We start from the raw sequence: 16663 nt of genomic DNA on the forward strand, positions 1-16663 counted from the left end.
TGAACCGCGCCGGGTTTGTCGGAGACCGCCGAGTTTGGCGCTACGCCGCGCGAGCGGATAGCGCCAGATTCCGTTTGTAAGCTTGCTCCGCCTCCGCCGGCGACACGTACCCGAGCGGGCCGAGCAACCGATGGTGGTTGTACCAGTGTACCCATTCCAGCGTGGCGAGTTCGACATCCTGGAGCGTACGCCATGAACGCCGGTGCACAACTTCGGCCTTGTACAGTCCGTTGATTGTCTCGGCCAGCGCATTATCGTACGAATCGCCAACGCTGCCGGCGGACGGTTGCACGCCAGCATCCACCAAACGTTCGGTGTACCGAATGCTGAGATATTGCGACCCGTGATCGGAATGATGAATGAGGCCGGGCGGCGGCTGGCGATCGTGTAACGCCTGGTTCAGCGCGTCCAGCACGAAGTCAGTCTTCATCGATGCCGACACGCGCCAACCGACGATACGGCGCGCAAACACATCAGTGACGAAGGCCACGTAGACAAAGCCCGACCATGTCCAGCAATAGGTAAAATCCGCAACCCACAGCGCGTTGGGCTGATCGGCACGGAACTGACGTTTGACCCGGTCCAGCGGGCACGGCACCGCATCGTCGCGCTGCGTCGTCTTGATCCGGCGCCCGCGCCGCACACCTTCGAGGCCCATCGCCTTCATCAGGCGCGCAACCGTGCAGCGCGCGACCTTCACACCATCACGCAGCAACTGGCGCCAGACCTTGCGCACACCATACACGCCAAAGTTCTCGTCCCAGACCGCACGGATGAGGGCCTTCAGTTCAGCATCGCGACGCGCTCGCTCTGGCCATTGCTCCGGATCGCTGCGCCGCCCGGCGTGCCGGTAATACGTCGACGGCGCGATCGGCAGCAGGCGGCAGATCGGCTCGACACCGTAGACGTCGCGATGCTCGTCGATAAACGCGATCATGGTTTCGATCGGCGGTCGAGCTCCGCCTGCGCGAAATACGCGGAGGCCTTGCGCAGGATCTCGTTGGCCGTGCGCAATTCACGATTCTCGCGCTCCAGTTCCTTGAGCCGTGAGAGCTCGGAAGTCGTCGTGCCCGGTCGCTGGCCACGGTCGCGCTCAGCCTGGATGACCCAGTTTCGCAGCGTCTCGCGCGACATCCCCATCTTCGAAGCGATCGAGCGGATCGCCGCCCCCTGCGTTTCGTACTCGTGCTGATGCTCAAACACCATCCGCACCGCCCGCTCCCGCACCTCATCTGAATATCGCGTCCCGGTGGGCTTCCTTACCTTGCTTTCGTTTTCCATACTTCAAATCTCCAATTACAGCCAAGATCCGAAGTCTCCTACATTCCCGGAGCGGTTCACAACTGCTCCAGCTCGATTTCGAGTGCGGCCAGGTCGGCGTTGATGGCCTCGTCAAGCAGGCTCATCTGCTCGGCGGTGAACTGCTCGCTGCGCTTGCCGAATTGCAGGCGCTTGAGCGCGGCGATCTCGTGGGTGAGTTGGTCAATGCGCCTCTGGCGGTAGTGCAGTTCCCGGTCCTTCTCGCCGATCTGAGCCATCAACTGAGCAGCCAGCGTGCGCAGTTCGTCAGGGCTCAGGGCGTCAAGGTCGGCGGGCGGGTTCATGCGGCCACTCTGCCAGAACCCAACCCGCCGCGGAAGCAAGCCGGTTTACGGCTTTGGGGGTATTACACGACCGTGATCGCGTGATCGTGGGTGAGCGCCTGCCAAGGTAGCCCGGTCACCAGCGCGCGCAACTGCTCGGGATTCAGCGCGGTGGCGATCGCCTGCTCGCCATTCGTCCAGATGAATCGCCCCTTGTTCAGGCGACGTGCGGCCAGCCAGATACCGAACCCGTCGTACACCAGCACCTTCAGGCGCGTCGAATGCCGGTTGGCGAACAGGTAGGCGTGGTGCGGACGCGCCGCGCCGAACACCTTCACCGCCCGGGCCAATATCGTATCGACGCCGGCGCGCATATCGATCGGCTCCGTCGCCAGCCAGATCGCCTCGATGCGGATCACCGCAGCCACCCTTGCAACCATGCCGCGCAATCGGCCGCGGCGCATAGCGGCCAGCGCACCGTCACGGTCGCCGCGCCCCGGCGTACCTCGATCTGGATCTCGGTTGGATCTGCCGCCGCACCCGGCGCTTCCAGTTGCAGTGGGACGAATTCCGCCGCCGGCAAGCTCAGCGACTGGCGTGCCTCGCGCGCAGCATCCAGTTCCTCCCGTGCGGCCACCCATCGACGCAGCAGATTCGCGTTCAACCGGTAATGCAGCGCAACCGCCGCGATCGATACGTTTGGCTGCATCGCCGCACGGATCACCTTCTCCTTGAATTCCTTGCTGTGGCGGCGTCGCCGCGTCGGCTCCACCGTCTCCGAAATCACTTCATTCTCGTCCATAGCGTACACGTGTCCATTTTAAAAAATAGGTGGACACGATCGTCGCTTTCGTCACCCTGACTCTTCAAGATGACATTGCCGGTCGCTTACGCGCTATCTGAGACAGCGCGGCATCAAGGCCCGTATTGGCCGCCGTGGTATCGAAAGCAGTGAGCGGCTCGGGCGTCATCGTTGGGTCGTCGAGCGCACACATGCCTGGTTTGCTGGTTTCGGCAAGCTCCGGATTCGCTTCGAGCGCCGCCTCGATATTCATGCCGCTTTGCTCGCTCTGGCTGCCGCCGTCATCTGCTCTAGATTCGTGGACGACTTGTGTTAGCGACTCTTAAAGCCCCTGTGATTTCATTTAATGGCGAATCCGCGAAGCAATCACAACAGTAAATGAAATCCATCATGATTTTTAATATTGAAAGCATCATGACTTGTGGGCTCGTCGCTTTCTTCTTCGTCGGAGGCGCAGTCAATGGAGTTGCACCCAAGAAGGTGCAGGATGAGTACGCGAGATGGGGCTACCCCGGTTGGTTCCACTATGTCACCGCTGCGAGCGAATTGCTCGCGGCGTTACTGCTGATCGTCCCCGCCACTCGAGTTCTTGGCGCGATTCTCGGGATTGCGGTGATGACGGGTGCGGTCGCTACAGTGCTGCGCCATCGTGAATACGCTCACGCGGTTCCTCCATCTATCGTCTTGTTACTGACGGCTGCATGTGGCTGGCTTGCATTAAACGTAGCCTAGTCGTCAAGGCTGCACGATGGAGTTGTTGCCTCTTCGTTGCTGCTTGGACGTCGCTGAAGGCCTTCACTTTACCGCAAGATTCAGGTGCTGCTGAAGCGTGAGGGCTATGAGGTCAGTCAAAAAGTGGTGGACAGGCTATATCGAGAGGAAGAGCTGTCGCTTGCTTCCTGAGGGCTACATCTACCTAGAGCGGCCCCTGCGTGACCTTTCACGTGAGCGCCTGCAGTTGGTGCGACAACGCACCGTGAACGTTCTGAGCATCGAGAGCTTGCTCGCACGGCATGCGAACGTACGGCTGGACAGCGAGCAAGTCCCGCGGCTCGATGCCACCGGCGTGCGCGCGCTGCACGTGCCGCGCGCGCTTGACGCCAGCCTAGCTGTCATCGCCACATTGAGTCATGAGATCCAAGCGATCGAGCTCATCCTCCATCGCGAAGTCAGACTGCGCCCGGAATTCGAGGTACTGAAGAGCGCGCCGAGCATCGGCGACATTCTCGCGGCCACGATAATGCTCGAGACCGGCACCGTCGCCCGGTTTCCAAGCCTAGGCCAGTTCAGTTCGTACTGTCGCTGCGTCGAGAGCAAGCGCGTGTCCAACGGTCGGATGAGGTTGACCCGGTTCGACGGACACCTTAGGAACAGGGGAGGTGGCGGGTGGCGGGCTCCCGTGCCAGATGACGTCGAGCGGCCAACTGCTCATTAAAAAGTGACTCAATTGTCAACTTTCAGTTGTCGGTGATTCATCTTCTTGACGGCTACTTGTGCGTCGGCGGACTACCTAGACTTGGCCTAACCGACGAACAAAGCTTTAAGAGACGGTTTCATAAAGGCTGCTCGGCACGCCGGAGGGTATTCCAGCAGATCAGGCAGCAACCGAGTTTGAGGAATGCGCCGTGAATGTCGGCGCGGCGCTCGAAACGAATACGGAGGCGACGGAAGTGATGCAGCCAGGCATGCGTGCGTTCAACGACCCAGCGATATTTCCCCAGGCCGCTGCCGCGTTCGGTGCGGCGCTTGGCGATCACCGGCTCGATACCGCGATTGCGCCGCGCTCGTCGATGTCGCTCGGAGTCGTAACCGCGATCGGCGTAGACCACGCGTGGTCGCTGCAGTGGGTGGCCGCGCAAGCCACGAATCGGCGAAATCGCGTCGATCAACGGCAGCAATTGCGTGACGTCGTGGACGTTGGCGCCAGTCAGGATCGCAGCGAGCGGCGTCCCGTTGGCGTCGGTGACGATGTGGTGCTTAGAACCGGGTCGCGCGCGATCGGTCGGGTTGGGCCCAGTTTTTGGCCCGCCCCAACGGCGCGGATCGATGATGAATCGACAGCGGCTCACCAGAAGCCGATCTGGTCTGCTGCGCGCAGCTTCGCGAGCAGCAGTTCGTGCAAGCGGTCCCACACGCCGGCGGCCTGCCAGTCGCGTAGCCGTCGCCAACATGTCACGCCCGAGCCGCATCCCATCTCGACAGGCAGGTCGCGCCATCGCAGTCCCGTCTTGAGAACGAACAGGAGGCCCGTCAGCGTAGCGCGATTCGAAACAGGCAGACGGCCCGGGTTCTACTCGCGCCGCGGCTTCGCTGGCGGTAGTAACGGCTCGATCAGTGTCCACAATTCGTCGTCGATGATCGGCTTTCCCATCTCCTCGGTCTCGGTTGTTCTGATGCTAGAGGTTTAACAGCTCGCCGCGGAAGTTAACACCCCAAAACAGCCGTTTTGAAACCGTCTCTAAGAAGGACTGGGCTCTCTCGAATCGGCCGTGATAACCAATACCTTGAGCGTGGCACCAACAATTGGAGGAAGAATGACATCGGAACTGAGAAGCCTTCCACTTGGGAAGACTAAGACACTTGTGAGTCAGATTGGGCTCGGGACCGGAAGTATGGCGGGACTCGGCGTAAAAGTTGACTATCGTCATTTTGAAGAAGCAATCATCGCCGCATACGATGGCGGCATTCGTCACTTTGATGCCGCTCCGTTCTACGGTTACGGAAAGGCAGAATACTATCTCGGGCATGCTGTTCGCGAACTCGGTATTCGGGACCAAGTTACATTGAGCACGAAAGCAGGGCGCGTATTGACCCCCGCAAATCGCTCCAAAGAAATAAGGGGGCGCTATCCAATCAATTGGATTGACCCCCTTCCTTTCTATCACCGCTACGACTATAGCTACGATGGCATCATGCGGTCGTTCGAGGGAAGCCAATTTCGCCTCGGGTTTGACTTCATTGATATTCTTCTTTTGCATGATGTCGGCGAGGCGTGGCATGGGGACGACGCGGAAATTTACTGGAAGCAGCTTGCTCAAAGCGGCTACAAGGCGCTCGACGAACTGAGAAACGCAGGAATGGTCTCGGCAGTTGGTTTGGGCGTGAATGAGACTGAAGCAGTTCTCCGCGCCACTTCGGAGTTCACGTTTGATTGCGCTTTGATCGCGGGGCGGTATTCGTTGTTGAATCACGAGCCGTTGGAAGGCGCATTTGACGAACTATTGCAACGGAACGTGTCCATTATCGCTGCCGGGATCTTCAATTCCGGGATATTAGCAACCGGCACACGGTCCTCTACAGGGCTGTACGACTACGCAAGCGCGCCTAGCGATATCGTGGACAAAGTTCGGAAGATCGAGGAGGTCTGCGACCAATTTGACATTTCCATTCTTTCGGCCGCAGTCGAATTTGTAAAGCTTCATCCTGCGATTACGATGGTCTTGATGGGAGTTCAGAATGCAGATTCGGTGCGTGAAAATCTCGCTGCCACCGCAGATGTTGCGCCGAAAGAGTTCTGGCTGGAACTGAAAAGGCGCAAGCTGATCCCCGAGGCGGCACCGACTGCATAGCCTGCGGCGCGTCCATCCTTCGCGACAGTACCGGAACGGACGCCAATTGATCGGAAAGTCGACACGAAAGGCCGCGACAAAACTCGGCTGGGATCAATTGCGTGTGCAGCGTTGGAGTGACGCACGATATTGAATTGGCGCAGCTTATAGAGAAAACGCTGCATACGAAAGACCGTGACATGGCGCATAATTTTTTATCGGTCGCGGTATATCATAGAAAAGTGGCTCGATGCCAACAACGATGCCCTGAATCGGCATGACGGAGACTTGTCGCCACGCGTGATGTTTATGAAATCTTTCTAGATTCTGCAAATATCAAAACTCCACGATAGGGAATTCACTTATCAAGCAAGCTGACAATTGCATTGTCTGATTGTGTGTAATATCAAGTGAAATAGGTTGAGCGTCGAGTTGTACTAAAACCCATTAGAGATGAGAAAGTCCTAGAGGTGCGGAGATGAAGAATCGAGCAGTTTCAATTGGCGCGTCTACCGTCGCTAATTTCGCATTGGCCCGGAAGACTGTTTCACTGGTAAAAGCGTTGGGTATCGCAGGTGTTTTTTTGCTAATTTGTGTATTCTTTGCGTTCGCCAACGATTTCTTCCTGACCTGGGACAATTGGGCCAATTTGCTCAGGCAATCGGCCATCAACGCAGTTTTGGGAATTGGCTCAACCTACGTCATTTTAGCGGGAGGGATCGATCTGTCGGTTGGGTCGGTAATGGCAATATCTGGAATGGTAACGGCGAGTTTGCTGACGAGCTCTGGGACGCCCACAGGACTGGTCGCGGGTAGCCTACCGCCTGATTCTTGGCTTCACGCGATAAGTGTAGCTGTTGCTGCTGGCTTGGCAACCGGGACTACCCTCGGCTTGATCAACGGAGTATTGATCGCACGGCTTCGATTGCCCCCGTTCGTGACGACGCTTGGTATGTTGAGCGTGGCGCGGGGAATGACGCTTATTTACTCAGATGGACGCCCTCTGTCAGATTTGCCTGAATCGTTCGTTTGGATCGGCACTGGTAGCGTTGCTGGAATTCCAGCTCCCGTCGTCATCGTGGCGGCCGTATTCCTGTTCGCGTGGATCACGCTCAGGTTCACCCCTTTCGGTCGCTACGTATACGCAGTCGGAGGAAGTGAGCGCGCAGCAAAGACAAGCGGAGTTTCGACCAGACTGGTTATCTCGGTGACTTACGTCGTATCCGGCGCGCTTGCTGGGCTCGCGGGTCTCATTCTTACTGCTCGTACGACAGCTGCCATTCCTCAGGCGGGCGTCGGATACGAATTGGACGCGATCGCTGCTGTGGTCATCGGCGGCACAAGTCTTTCAGGCGGACGCGGCACATTGATCGGAACGCTAATTGGGGCATTGATAATCGGAACCATCAATAATGGCATGGATCTGATGGGGGTCTCGTCATATTATCAACAGATTTTGAAGGGCGCTATTATTGTGTTGGCAGTGGCTGTTGATAGATTGAGAAAGTAAATTAAATTGGAAAATGGAGGAGATGAAAATGTTGAAGAAAACTTTGTCAGCTGCACTGGTAGTAGCTTTGCTCGGGATTGCGGGATCGACAAACGCTTCAGAAAAGCCGTTTCGGGTTGCTGTTCTGTCATTCGGCGAGTCCGGCGAATACATGCACCTCTGGACGACACAGATCAAGACGCATCCTTGGGTCGAAAACGGGAAGGTAAAAATCACTATTTTTGATGGTAAGTTTGACCCTCTGGTGCAATCAAATCAGGTAGACACGGCCATAACGCAGAAGTACGACGCTATTGTAATTGCTCCCATTGACTTCAACGCGGCTGGGCCCGCTATTAACAAAGCCATCGCGGCCGGAATACCGGTCGTAAGTTCAGCTCTCAGCGCAAACACATCGAAAATGACCTCAACCGTCATCGTTGATGACGTCGTCGGCGGCCGCATGATTGCTGAAGCAATGGGGAAAGAGCTTCATGGGAAAGGCGCAGTGGTGCTTCTTGAAGGGCCGATTGGACAATCGTCTCAAATCGCACGCCGTAAAGGTATTGACACTGGATTGAAGGAGACGCCAGACATCAAGCTCATCGCGAGCAAGTCGGGGAACTGGAGCCGAGCGGAAGGTCAAACGATTATGGACAATTGGCTAACAGCCTACCCCGGGAAAATCCAAGGCGTTATCTCCGAAAACGACGAGATGGCGCTAGGTGCCATTCAAGCAATGAAGGCGCGAAAGATCGACTTCGCGAAAGTCCCGGTCATTGCTATCGATGGCATTCCTGACGGCAAGCGCGCGGTTGCAGATGGCGAAATGCGCATGACTCTTTACAAGTATGCACGCGCTGAAGGGCAAGGAGCACTGGACGTAGCATTAAGAGCCGTTGTTGGCCCGTCGTATCAACCTCAGTCCGACGTGTGGGGGAAACTTATGCAATGGAACGGAGGCAATCAGAAGCTTTACACAGTCCCGTGGTTGATTCTGACTAAGGGCAACGTGGCGCAGTACATGAAATAGCGATGAACGGCGCCCACCTTTGCAATCCAACGACTTCGAGTACGCTCGGAGTCGCCACGATCTTGATAAAAAGTGGACGCCTGGTCGCCGTTGAATTCAGGGATATCGTAGCCGCCTAGTAAGACGGTCGGATTCGTAAGGTCGCTTCCGCTTGGAGTAAAAGATGCAGTCGCTCGTTGAATCTATAAGTGAGGCTAACCCCAAGAACGCGGGTACGGATCGTGCCCCAGTTCTCGAGGCTGAATCGGTAGCGAAGTCATTTGGAGGCATTCGCGCGCTCCAGGACGGCCGGCTCACTCTGCAACGCCGAAGCGTCCACGCCCTCTGTGGAGCGAATGGTGCAGGAAAATCGACGTTCCTGAGCATCCTCATGGGGCTGTTTCGTCGAGACGCAGGGCGAATCCGCCTTCGCGGCGCTGAGGTAGATTTTTCGAGTCCGAGCGACGCACTTAAGCAGGGGGTCGCGATTATCACGCAAGAACTTTCACCTGTTCCCGAACTGACGGTGGCAGAGAATATCTATCTCGGACGAGAGCCGCGCAAGCTTGGCTTCATCATCGATTTTGCGCAGATGATCGCTGACGCAGAGGCGCTCCTCGCGCGGTTGCAGTTTGCCGTCCCGGCGACAGCAAAAATGGGGGAAATCACACTCGCTCAGTGCCAGCTCGTCGAAATTGCCAAAGCGCTCAGTCACGAAGCTGATGTCGTTATTATGGACGAGCCAACCTCGGCAATTGGCGAACACGAAGTCCATGTTCTCTTCGACGCTGTTCGACGAATCAGGGACAGCGGCGCCGCAGTAGTTTACGTGTCACACAAGCTAACGGAAATATTTGACCTTGCTGACGAGTACACAGTGTTTCGAGATGGAAAATTCGTGGAAGCAGGCTTCATCGCGGATATAGATCGCGCGTATCTTGTGAGACAGATACTTGGCCATGAAGTGAAGGAGACAAAAATTGAGTCATCAGTCTTCGTCGAAGATATTGCACTCGACGTTGATCGATTGTCTGGCGAAGATTTGTTCTTCGACATCTCGCTTCAAGTCCGCGCGGGGGAGGTGCTCGGCATCTACGGCTTGGTCGGATCCGGTCGGACAGAATTTGTTGAGACCGTATTCGGGCTGCGCAAACCGAAGAAAGGAGCGGTAAAACTTTTCGGAACTCTCCTTCCCGAAGGCGACCCCAGAGAGTCAATCAAGCGTGGCATGTCGATGGTCACGGAAGACCGCAAACTGTCGGGTCTCATTCTCGAAGAGTCGGTCGCCCATAACATCAGTCTTTCGTCCCTGCGCGACGTATCGAAATTGGGGCTTCTAGATGCAGCTGCGGAAGCGTCAATGGCTGATGAAATGATCAATCGCCTTCGGATCAAATGTATATCCTCATCGGTAGCGGTGCAGAGTCTCAGCGGAGGAAATCAACAGAAGGTCGTGTTCGGAAGATGTCTGAGCACGAAGCCGAAATTTATTATCTGCGATGAGCCAACCCGTGGCATCGACGAGGGATCAAAGCAAGAGATATACGCACTTTTACGAGAATTCGTTGCTCAAGGCGGCGCAGCGATCGTAGTTTCATCTGAAGCCCCAGAAATCCCCCAAGTGAGCGATCGGGTGGCTATCTTTAGAGCTGGCCGTATATCAAAAATTTTAGAAGGTTCGGATATTAGCCAAGAGGCGATCGTTGATTTGGCGTCGTAGGGGTTCCTCTCATTGAAGTATGAAGATCCACCGGGCTATTAAGAATCGCTTGTGCTCACGGGAAAGTCGTACACTCTGACTCAGTGTGCGATTTCGCGGGCATATCTTCCCTTTGTATCGGTATATGCGCGATTGATCTCGCGAAGGCACTCAAGTTAATTTCTTTTTAAATCGGATATTTGGGTAATGACAGATGACGACAATTTGGCAGATCCGAGGATTTCGTCGAGAGAGCGATCTCTTTTGATTGAGGCGCTCGATTTGCTTATGCGCGAGCGTTCGAATGCACTTCGAATTGCAACAGTGGTCGCTAAGACGCGTGGAGAGCGCCTTCCCAACGTGCGTGACTTTGGTCTTGACGACATCCTACGTCTAAGTAGGGAGCTCGCGAAGAGGCAACCGCGAGCTTCGCTGAACCTCTAAAGGGCCCGCGGCTAGCCGCGAGCACAAATCTATTCAGAGGTCCTGGCCGCAAGTCCGTCCAGTCGAGTTCGTCGTTGGTGACTCGGTCCGTAACAAATGGACGTACCATACAGACATATCCACGAGCGCTGGTAACGGGGGCGGGCAGGTCCGATGAGCACTCTCAAGTCCTAAACCGACGTCAATTCATCCTCGCGCTGGGTATGGGGCGAATGTGACTTGCATAAATGAACGGATTGGCGTACTGTGGAAGGGTCGTGGAGGGAAACTGCGTTGGACAGCATGGATCGAGACGTACTGGAAACTGCCGTCATGTGGCATCGCGCCGGGCGGGCGGTGATGCTCGGCACAGTTCTTAAGACGTGGGGCTCGGCGCCGCGCCCGATCGGTGCGATGGTCGCGCTGCGTGACGACGGCGCAGTAAAGGGCTCTGTGTCGGGCGGGTGTCTCGAGGACGATCTGATCGAGCGCGTGCGGAGCGTCGGATTCTCGGGCTCGACGCCGACTGTTGTAACGTACGGCCTTTCGGCAGACGACGCGCATCGCTTCGGTCTTCCGTGCGGCGGTACGTTGAGAATTCTTGTGGAACCCGTCCGGGTATCGTCGCACTTGGACGAGGTGCTGGAATGGGTTAGGCGTGGCCGGGTGGTGATCCGCTACGTGAACGTCAATACCGGCGAAGCCAACGTGTGGCCGACCGATGCGACGACCCCGACTTCGTTCGACGGTGTGTCGTTGCGCGCATGCTACGGGCCGAGCCATCGCCTGCTGATCATCGGCGCGGGGCAACTGTCCGAATATGTTGCGCGGATGGGGGTGGCGCTGGGCTATCGCGTCATCGTTTGCGACCCGCGTGAAGAGTACGTCGGAGAATGGTCCGTGGCTCACACCGAAGTATTCCGCGAAATGCCCGACGACCTGATCGCGCGGATTGGTCTTGATCAGAACACGGCCGTGGTGGCGCTTACGCATGATCCAAAGATCGACGACCTTGCATTGATCGAGGCGCTCAAATCTCCGGCATTCTACGTGGGAGCAGTCGGCTCGCGTGTGAATAACGCGAAGCGTCGGGAACGGCTCAAGCTGTTTGACTTGACCGACACGCAGGTTGCAGCGCTTCATGGTCCGATCGGGCTTCACATCGGAGCCAGGACCCCGCCGGAGATTGCGGTGGCGATCATGGCAGAGATGACTTCGCACCGGCACGGAGTGCCGGTCGTGCAGTCGCACACGCTTCGCGATGCGCCATCGGTGCCGCAACGGATCGAATAGGGGCGCGCGCACCTGTGTTGCGTTGCGCGAATGGCAGATGAAATTTTTTCGATGAACTTATGGTTAAACCCGCCATGCTCGAATCGTCGAGCCACAGCGCGTCGGATGCACGTTTTGCATCGATCGAGCGCTATTCGTCGGTTGCGAGAACCGTCGAGATACTGTCGGATGCGTGGGGATTTCTGGTGCTGCGGGAGTGCTTTTTCGGCATCAGGCGATTCGAGCAATTCCAAAGCATCTTGCAGGTGCCGCGTACGACGCTGATGGAGCGGCTCAAGAAGTTCACGACCCTGGGCATACTGAAGAAACAGCTTCCGTCGACGGGCGGTGCCCGCCACGAGTACCGTTTCACGGAGCAAGGCCGCGACCTGTACGCGACGATGATCGCGCTGCTCGCCTTCGGCGACCGTTGGCTTGCGGGCGGCGCGCAGCCTCCGTTGAAGCTCATTCACAAGACCTGCAAATGCGATTGCGCACCGCGCGTCGTGTGCTCGCACTGCCACGCCGGCATTGATCCCAGGTCCGTCCACTATCGCGACGGGCCAGGGGCGGGCGGCGAGGAGCGTAGCCTCGAACGTAAGCGCTCGCGCCGGAATTCGGACGTGAGCGTCCTCGAGCGCATTCGGCCATGCTCGGTCGCGCGAACGTTGCAGATCATCGGTGACCGCTGGAGCTTCCTCGTGCTCCGGGAATTCTTTTACGGTGTTCGACGCTTCGACGAGTTTCAGTCGCGCCTGGGTATCGCCACCAACATCCTGTCGGACCGGCTGCAGCGACTCGTGGAGCAGGGTATCGCGGAGAAGCGGCTGTATCAGGAGAAGCCGAAGCGTTACGAGTACCGGCTGACGGAAATGGGCCGCGACTTGTATGGGCCGCTGCTGGTCATGATGGCCTGGGGTGACAAATGGCTTTCTGGTGGCAAAGCACCGTTGAAACTTCGGCACCGAGAATGCGACCACGATTTTCATGCAATCGTCATATGCGACAAATGTGGTACCGAACTCGATCCACGTGAAATGTCATACGTGCTGCGGTATGCGTTGCCGTTAGAGCTCGACGTCGCCTGACTCGCGCTTCGCGGTGCCGCGTGGCGCCGAGGCGCGCGTACGGCGGCAGATCGATTCAACAGCATCGCGGCGGCTGTCTTCTCGCCCGGCCGGCCTGGCAGCCGGCTGGGCGCGTCGTTCAAATCGCGCCGACGGACCGCGCGCGTGGCGCTACGCCTCGTCATCTCCTATTTCCCCTTCCTCATGGTTTGGTGCGCCTGGCCGACCATACGTGTCGCCGGACGCATCCGGTCGCGCGCGGACTTGCCGCGTCCTGATTTGACCTTGCAGCAGACGCTAACCGTGAAGACATGCGCGGTACACAACCAAGAAGGTATCGGAAATGCAAGTGATGTCTACGCTGACGAATCACTATTGGAACGGCCGCGTTCCCACGCGAAAGCGACGACCGTATCCGAGCGGAATGCTTCACTACATCAGCAAATAAAGGCTGGATAGCCGCGCGGCGTCATACATGACAAGTTGTCGAACAAGGGGCTTGCAAATCAGAACTTCACTAACTATAGTCCACTTATGCAAGTTAGAGTCGCGATATCGTCGTCGATTCCGTGATTCCGTGATCGGGTGGAGGAGCAAAATTGAACGCATTTGAGTTTCAGTCGAACAGGTCGACGATCGTCGAGGCCGGTGCCTCGGCGCGACTCGGGGAAATCGTCGGCCGGCTGGGTTGTCGCGCGGTCTTTCTCGTGACCGACCGCGGCATCGTCGACAACGGGCTGCTGAAGCCGGCTCTTGAAAGCCTTGAGGCAGCCGGTATGGATGTAACGGTGTACGCGGACGTGCAGGCCGATCCGCCGGCTCACGTAGTGAACGGTGCGGCCGATGCGGCGGTGGCCGCCCGGGCCGACTGCGTGGTCGGTATCGGTGGCGGCAGCTCCCTCGACGTCGCGAAACTGGTGGCGCTTCTCGCTCGCCGGACGGAAAAGCTCGAGGACGTCTACGGCGTTGGCGTTGCGAAGGGACCGCGACTGCCGCTGGTGTTGCTCCCCACGACTGCGGGAACCGGATCCGAGGTCACGCCGATTTCGATCGTGACGACCGGAGACGGAGAAAAGAAAGGCGTTGTCTCGCCGGTTCTGCTGCCGGACATCGCGGTGCTCGACGCGGATCTGACGTTGAGCCTGCCGCCTGCGGTCACGGCGGCGACGGGCATCGACGCCATGGTTCATTCGATCGAGGCGTACACCAGCAAGCGCCTGAAGAATCCGGTCTCCGATTGCCTTGCGAAGGAAGCGCTTCGCTTGCTCGGCGCCAACATTGGCGAGGCCTGTGCCAACGGTGCCAATCGCGACGCACGCCAGGCAATGCTGCTCGGCGCAATGCTGGCCGGCCTCGCGTTCGCCAATGCTCCCGTAGCAGGCGTGCATGCGCTGGCGTATCCGGTAGGCGCACGCTTTCATGTTCCGCACGGGCTGTCGAACTCGCTCGTTCTGCCGGCGGTCATGCGTTTCAACCTCGATGCGGCGGCCGACCGGTATGCGGAGCTCGCCGATGTTCTGATGCCCGACGTAACGGGAAACGCCAGTGCGCGTGCGAATGCATTGGTCGAGCGGCTGACTGCGTTGCCTAAGGCGCTCGGCTTGCCAACGCGGCTGTCGGACGTCGGTATCGGCCACGGCGATATCGCGACACTGGCCGAAGACGCGATGCGTCAAACCCGTCTGCTCGTGAACAACCCGCGCGAGATTTCTCTTCAGGACGCGGCCGCGCTCTACAAGGAGGTTCTGTGAGTCAGAAAAAAATGCCGTCGCGTCGCGCCCAATATCCGCACTTCAGTGCCATCCAGACGCGCTGGTCCGACAACGATTCCTACGGGCACGTGAACAACGTCGTCTATTACGCGTACTTCGATACGGCGGTTAATCGGCATTTGATTGAACGTGGCGTGCTCGATATTGCAACCAGCCCCGTCATCGGGCTCGTGGTCGACACGCGTTGCACGTACTTCTCGTCGATCGGCTTTCCCGACGTCGTCCATGTTGGCATGAAGGTCGTGCATCTCGGCAACAGTAGCGTGCACTACGAGATCGCGTTGTTTCGCAACGATGCCGACACGGCTTCGGCGATCGGTGAGTTCGTACACGTCTATGTCGATCGGGCAACGAACGGCCCCGTGCCGGTTCCGCACGATGTCCGGCAGGTCTTGCAGTCGTTGATGGCCTGACTCGCCAGTCGCGACAGGTATCCTGGAGGAGAGAACAAATGGAAATGGCAGGAGAGGCACGGTTGCAGGCATCCCGCGAGACCGTGTGGAAGGCGCTCAACGATCCGGCGGTGCTGCGGGCCAGCATCCCGGGGTGCGAAGTGCTCGAGAAGAGCGCCGACAACGAATTTACCGCGACGGTAGTGTCGAAGGTCGGGCCGATCAAGGCGCGATTCGCCGGCAAGGTGACGTTGTCAAATATTGCCGCCCCCGTCAGTTACACGCTGACAGGTGAAGGGACCGGCGGCGCGGCCGGCTTCGCGCGTGCCGACATCGACGTGGCGCTCGAAGCGCTGGAGCAAGATGTCACGCTGCTTCGATACGGCGTCAAGGCAAACGTCGGCGGCAAGCTTGCGCAATTGGGCTCGCGAATGATCGATGCGGCGGCGCGCAAGTCGGCGGACGATTTCTTCGATCTGTTCGCGAGGCAGGTCGGCACAAAGGTGGCCAATGGCGAACAGGAGACGTCGTCAGCGACGATGGGCGTCGATGCACTGATGGCGGCTGTGTCGATCGAGCGTCCGCTCGTTGCGGCGGCTCACGCGGAATCGGCCGTCGCCGCCGAACCAGCGGCGACGCGGCAACGCGCAGAACCCGTCGGCGGCGCTGCGGCGCAGGCTCGCTCCTCCGGGGCGGACGGCGCACCTGCGGTCCCGTTGGCCAATCTTCAGGCGGAGGTGACGGATGCGTTGATGACCGAGAAGATCAAGGTGTGGATCTCCGATCAGATCGCGGTCGTCACCTTGAACCGGCCGCACAGCCGCAACGCGATGACATATGGGATGTGGCTCGCGATGCCGTCGGTCATGGCCGCTCTCGAACGAAATCCCGAGGTGCGTGCCGTGTTGCTGACAGGCGCGGGCGACGACTTCTGCGCCGGCGCCGACATCTCCGAGTTCGAGAAGGTGCGCGCCGACGCCGGTCAGGCGAACGCGTACGAGATTGCGGTGGATGCCTGCTGCGATGCGATCGCGAATATCTCGAAGCCGACCATCGCCGTATTGCGAGGCTACTGCCTGGGCGGCGGCGCGCATCTGGCGATGTCGTGCGACTTCCGCTTCGCGGCACCTGACGCCACATTCGGCATCCCTGCGGCGTGCCTGTCCATCATCTACGGCGTGCGTGGGACGCGCAAGCTGTTATCGCTGGTGGGGCTGTCGCAAGCGAAGAAGATCCTCTACGGCGCAGAGCGATTTGATGCACGTTCGGCGCGTGCCATCGGATTCGTGGACCGGATCGCCGGAGACGACGCGCAGGTGGAGCCGCTCTCGTGGTGGCAGCGTGTGACCGGGGGCAAGCCCCGCGCAAGGACGAGCGATCCGATGGCCGATGCGCGCTCGTTCGCGAGAACAATGGCGGCCAACGCGCCGCTGAGCCTGGCGGGTGCCAAATACCAGCTGAACGGGATGGCGATGGGCACCGGCGCGCTCGATCTCGATCGAGCCGAAGCGATGATCGCGGCGGCAGCCAGCAGCGACGACTACCGGGAAGGCCGGGCCGCGTTCGCCGAAAAACGCGCAGCGAAATTCCACGGACGTTGACGG

The 16663-nt window shown here is 58.5% G+C and carries 15 protein-coding genes, 3 pseudogenes and 1 other annotated feature; of the genes and pseudogenes, 13 read left to right on the plus strand and 5 right to left on the minus strand.

What is annotated here, in order from left to right; translation table 11 throughout:
* Nucleotides 1–40 precede the first annotated feature (40 nt).
* From O1Q03_RS36670 to tnpA, 4 genes and pseudogenes are all read right to left on the minus strand, one after another.
* A protein-coding gene (locus O1Q03_RS36670; protein WP_442865862.1) for an IS3 family transposase occupies nucleotides 41–1281 on the minus strand; the annotation gives its coding sequence in 2 pieces (ribosomal slippage) (nucleotides 41–975 and nucleotides 975–1281; 1242 coding nt in all).
* Nucleotides 863–979: a sequence feature (AL1L pseudoknot), on the minus strand. It overlaps the preceding gene by 117 nt.
* Before the next feature lie 59 nt (nucleotides 1282–1340).
* A pseudogene (locus O1Q03_RS36675) lies at nucleotides 1341–1604 on the minus strand (transposase domain-containing protein); the annotation flags it as partial.
* 62 nt (nucleotides 1605–1666) lie between these two features.
* Nucleotides 1667–2011 (minus strand): IS66 family insertion sequence element accessory protein TnpB, encoded by a 345-nt coding sequence (gene tnpB / locus O1Q03_RS36680; RefSeq protein WP_269510411.1) that lies wholly within the window; start codon nucleotides 2009–2011, stop codon nucleotides 1667–1669.
* Nucleotides 1999–2385, minus strand: coding sequence for an IS66-like element accessory protein TnpA (gene tnpA / locus O1Q03_RS36685; protein ID WP_175825817.1), 387 nt, complete (start codon nucleotides 2383–2385; stop codon nucleotides 1999–2001). Before tnpA ends, tnpB begins: the two co-directional genes overlap by 13 nt.
* 91 nt (nucleotides 2386–2476) lie before the next feature.
* Here tnpA and O1Q03_RS36690 point away from each other — a divergent pair.
* The 4 genes and pseudogenes from O1Q03_RS36690 to O1Q03_RS36705 all read left to right on the plus strand — a co-directional run.
* Nucleotides 2477–2701, plus strand: a pseudogene (locus O1Q03_RS36690) (transposase); the annotation flags it as partial.
* A gap of 62 nt (nucleotides 2702–2763) precedes the next feature.
* Nucleotides 2764–3117, plus strand: coding sequence for a DoxX family protein (locus O1Q03_RS36695; RefSeq protein ID WP_269510417.1), 354 nt, complete (start codon nucleotides 2764–2766; stop codon nucleotides 3115–3117).
* A gap of 78 nt (nucleotides 3118–3195) precedes the next feature.
* Entirely contained in the window at nucleotides 3196–3288 is a 93-nt protein-coding gene (locus O1Q03_RS36700; RefSeq protein ID WP_409364192.1) for a hypothetical protein, read from the plus strand.
* Nucleotides 3289–3361: 73 nt separating this feature from the next.
* Nucleotides 3362–3820 (plus strand): transposase, encoded by a 459-nt coding sequence (locus O1Q03_RS36705; RefSeq protein WP_185641337.1) that lies wholly within the window; start codon nucleotides 3362–3364, stop codon nucleotides 3818–3820.
* A 118-nt stretch (nucleotides 3821–3938) separates the two neighbouring features.
* Here O1Q03_RS36705 and O1Q03_RS36710 read toward each other — a convergent pair.
* A pseudogene (locus tag O1Q03_RS36710) lies at nucleotides 3939–4756 on the minus strand (IS5 family transposase).
* Between the two features lie 163 nt (nucleotides 4757–4919).
* Here O1Q03_RS36710 and O1Q03_RS36715 point away from each other — a divergent pair.
* From O1Q03_RS36715 to O1Q03_RS36760, 9 genes are all read left to right on the plus strand, one after another.
* Nucleotides 4920–5954, plus strand: a complete 1035-nt coding sequence (locus O1Q03_RS36715) for an aldo/keto reductase (protein ID WP_124522388.1) — start codon at nucleotides 4920–4922, stop codon at nucleotides 5952–5954.
* Between the two features lie 457 nt (nucleotides 5955–6411).
* Nucleotides 6412–7443: an ABC transporter permease gene (locus O1Q03_RS36720; protein ID WP_124522386.1), complete on the plus strand. Its 1032-nt coding sequence runs from the start codon at nucleotides 6412–6414 to the stop codon at nucleotides 7441–7443.
* A gap of 28 nt (nucleotides 7444–7471) precedes the next feature.
* A complete protein-coding gene (locus O1Q03_RS36725; protein ID WP_124522384.1) occupies nucleotides 7472–8455 on the plus strand; it encodes a substrate-binding domain-containing protein in 984 nt (327 codons plus the stop codon).
* A 163-nt stretch (nucleotides 8456–8618) separates the two neighbouring features.
* Complete coding sequence (locus O1Q03_RS36730; protein WP_124522382.1) at nucleotides 8619–10154, plus strand: sugar ABC transporter ATP-binding protein; 1536 nt, start codon at nucleotides 8619–8621, stop codon at nucleotides 10152–10154.
* Nucleotides 10155–10859: 705 nt separating this feature from the next.
* Nucleotides 10860–11849: an XdhC family protein gene (locus tag O1Q03_RS36735; protein WP_269510425.1), complete on the plus strand. Its 990-nt coding sequence runs from the start codon at nucleotides 10860–10862 to the stop codon at nucleotides 11847–11849.
* A gap of 59 nt (nucleotides 11850–11908) precedes the next feature.
* Nucleotides 11909–12916 carry a winged helix-turn-helix transcriptional regulator gene (locus tag O1Q03_RS40040; protein WP_124522374.1) on the plus strand — a complete coding sequence of 336 codons (1008 nt, stop codon included), beginning with the start codon at nucleotides 11909–11911 and terminating at the stop codon, nucleotides 12914–12916.
* A gap of 578 nt (nucleotides 12917–13494) precedes the next feature.
* Entirely contained in the window at nucleotides 13495–14646 is a 1152-nt protein-coding gene (locus O1Q03_RS36750; protein ID WP_269510427.1) for an iron-containing alcohol dehydrogenase, read from the plus strand.
* 11 nt (nucleotides 14647–14657) lie between these two features.
* Nucleotides 14658–15080 (plus strand): acyl-CoA thioesterase, encoded by a 423-nt coding sequence (locus O1Q03_RS36755; RefSeq protein WP_269510432.1) that lies wholly within the window; start codon nucleotides 14658–14660, stop codon nucleotides 15078–15080.
* 38 nt (nucleotides 15081–15118) lie between these two features.
* The gene (locus O1Q03_RS36760) at nucleotides 15119–16660 is read left to right on the plus strand and encodes an enoyl-CoA hydratase-related protein (RefSeq protein WP_221624308.1); all 1542 of its coding nucleotides are present in this window, start codon (nucleotides 15119–15121) and stop codon (nucleotides 16658–16660) included.
* Nucleotides 16661–16663 lie beyond the last annotated feature (3 nt).

Source organism: Burkholderia sp. IMCC1007, assembly GCF_027257875.1.
In the GTDB taxonomy this organism is placed as follows: domain Bacteria; phylum Pseudomonadota; class Gammaproteobacteria; order Burkholderiales; family Burkholderiaceae; genus Burkholderia.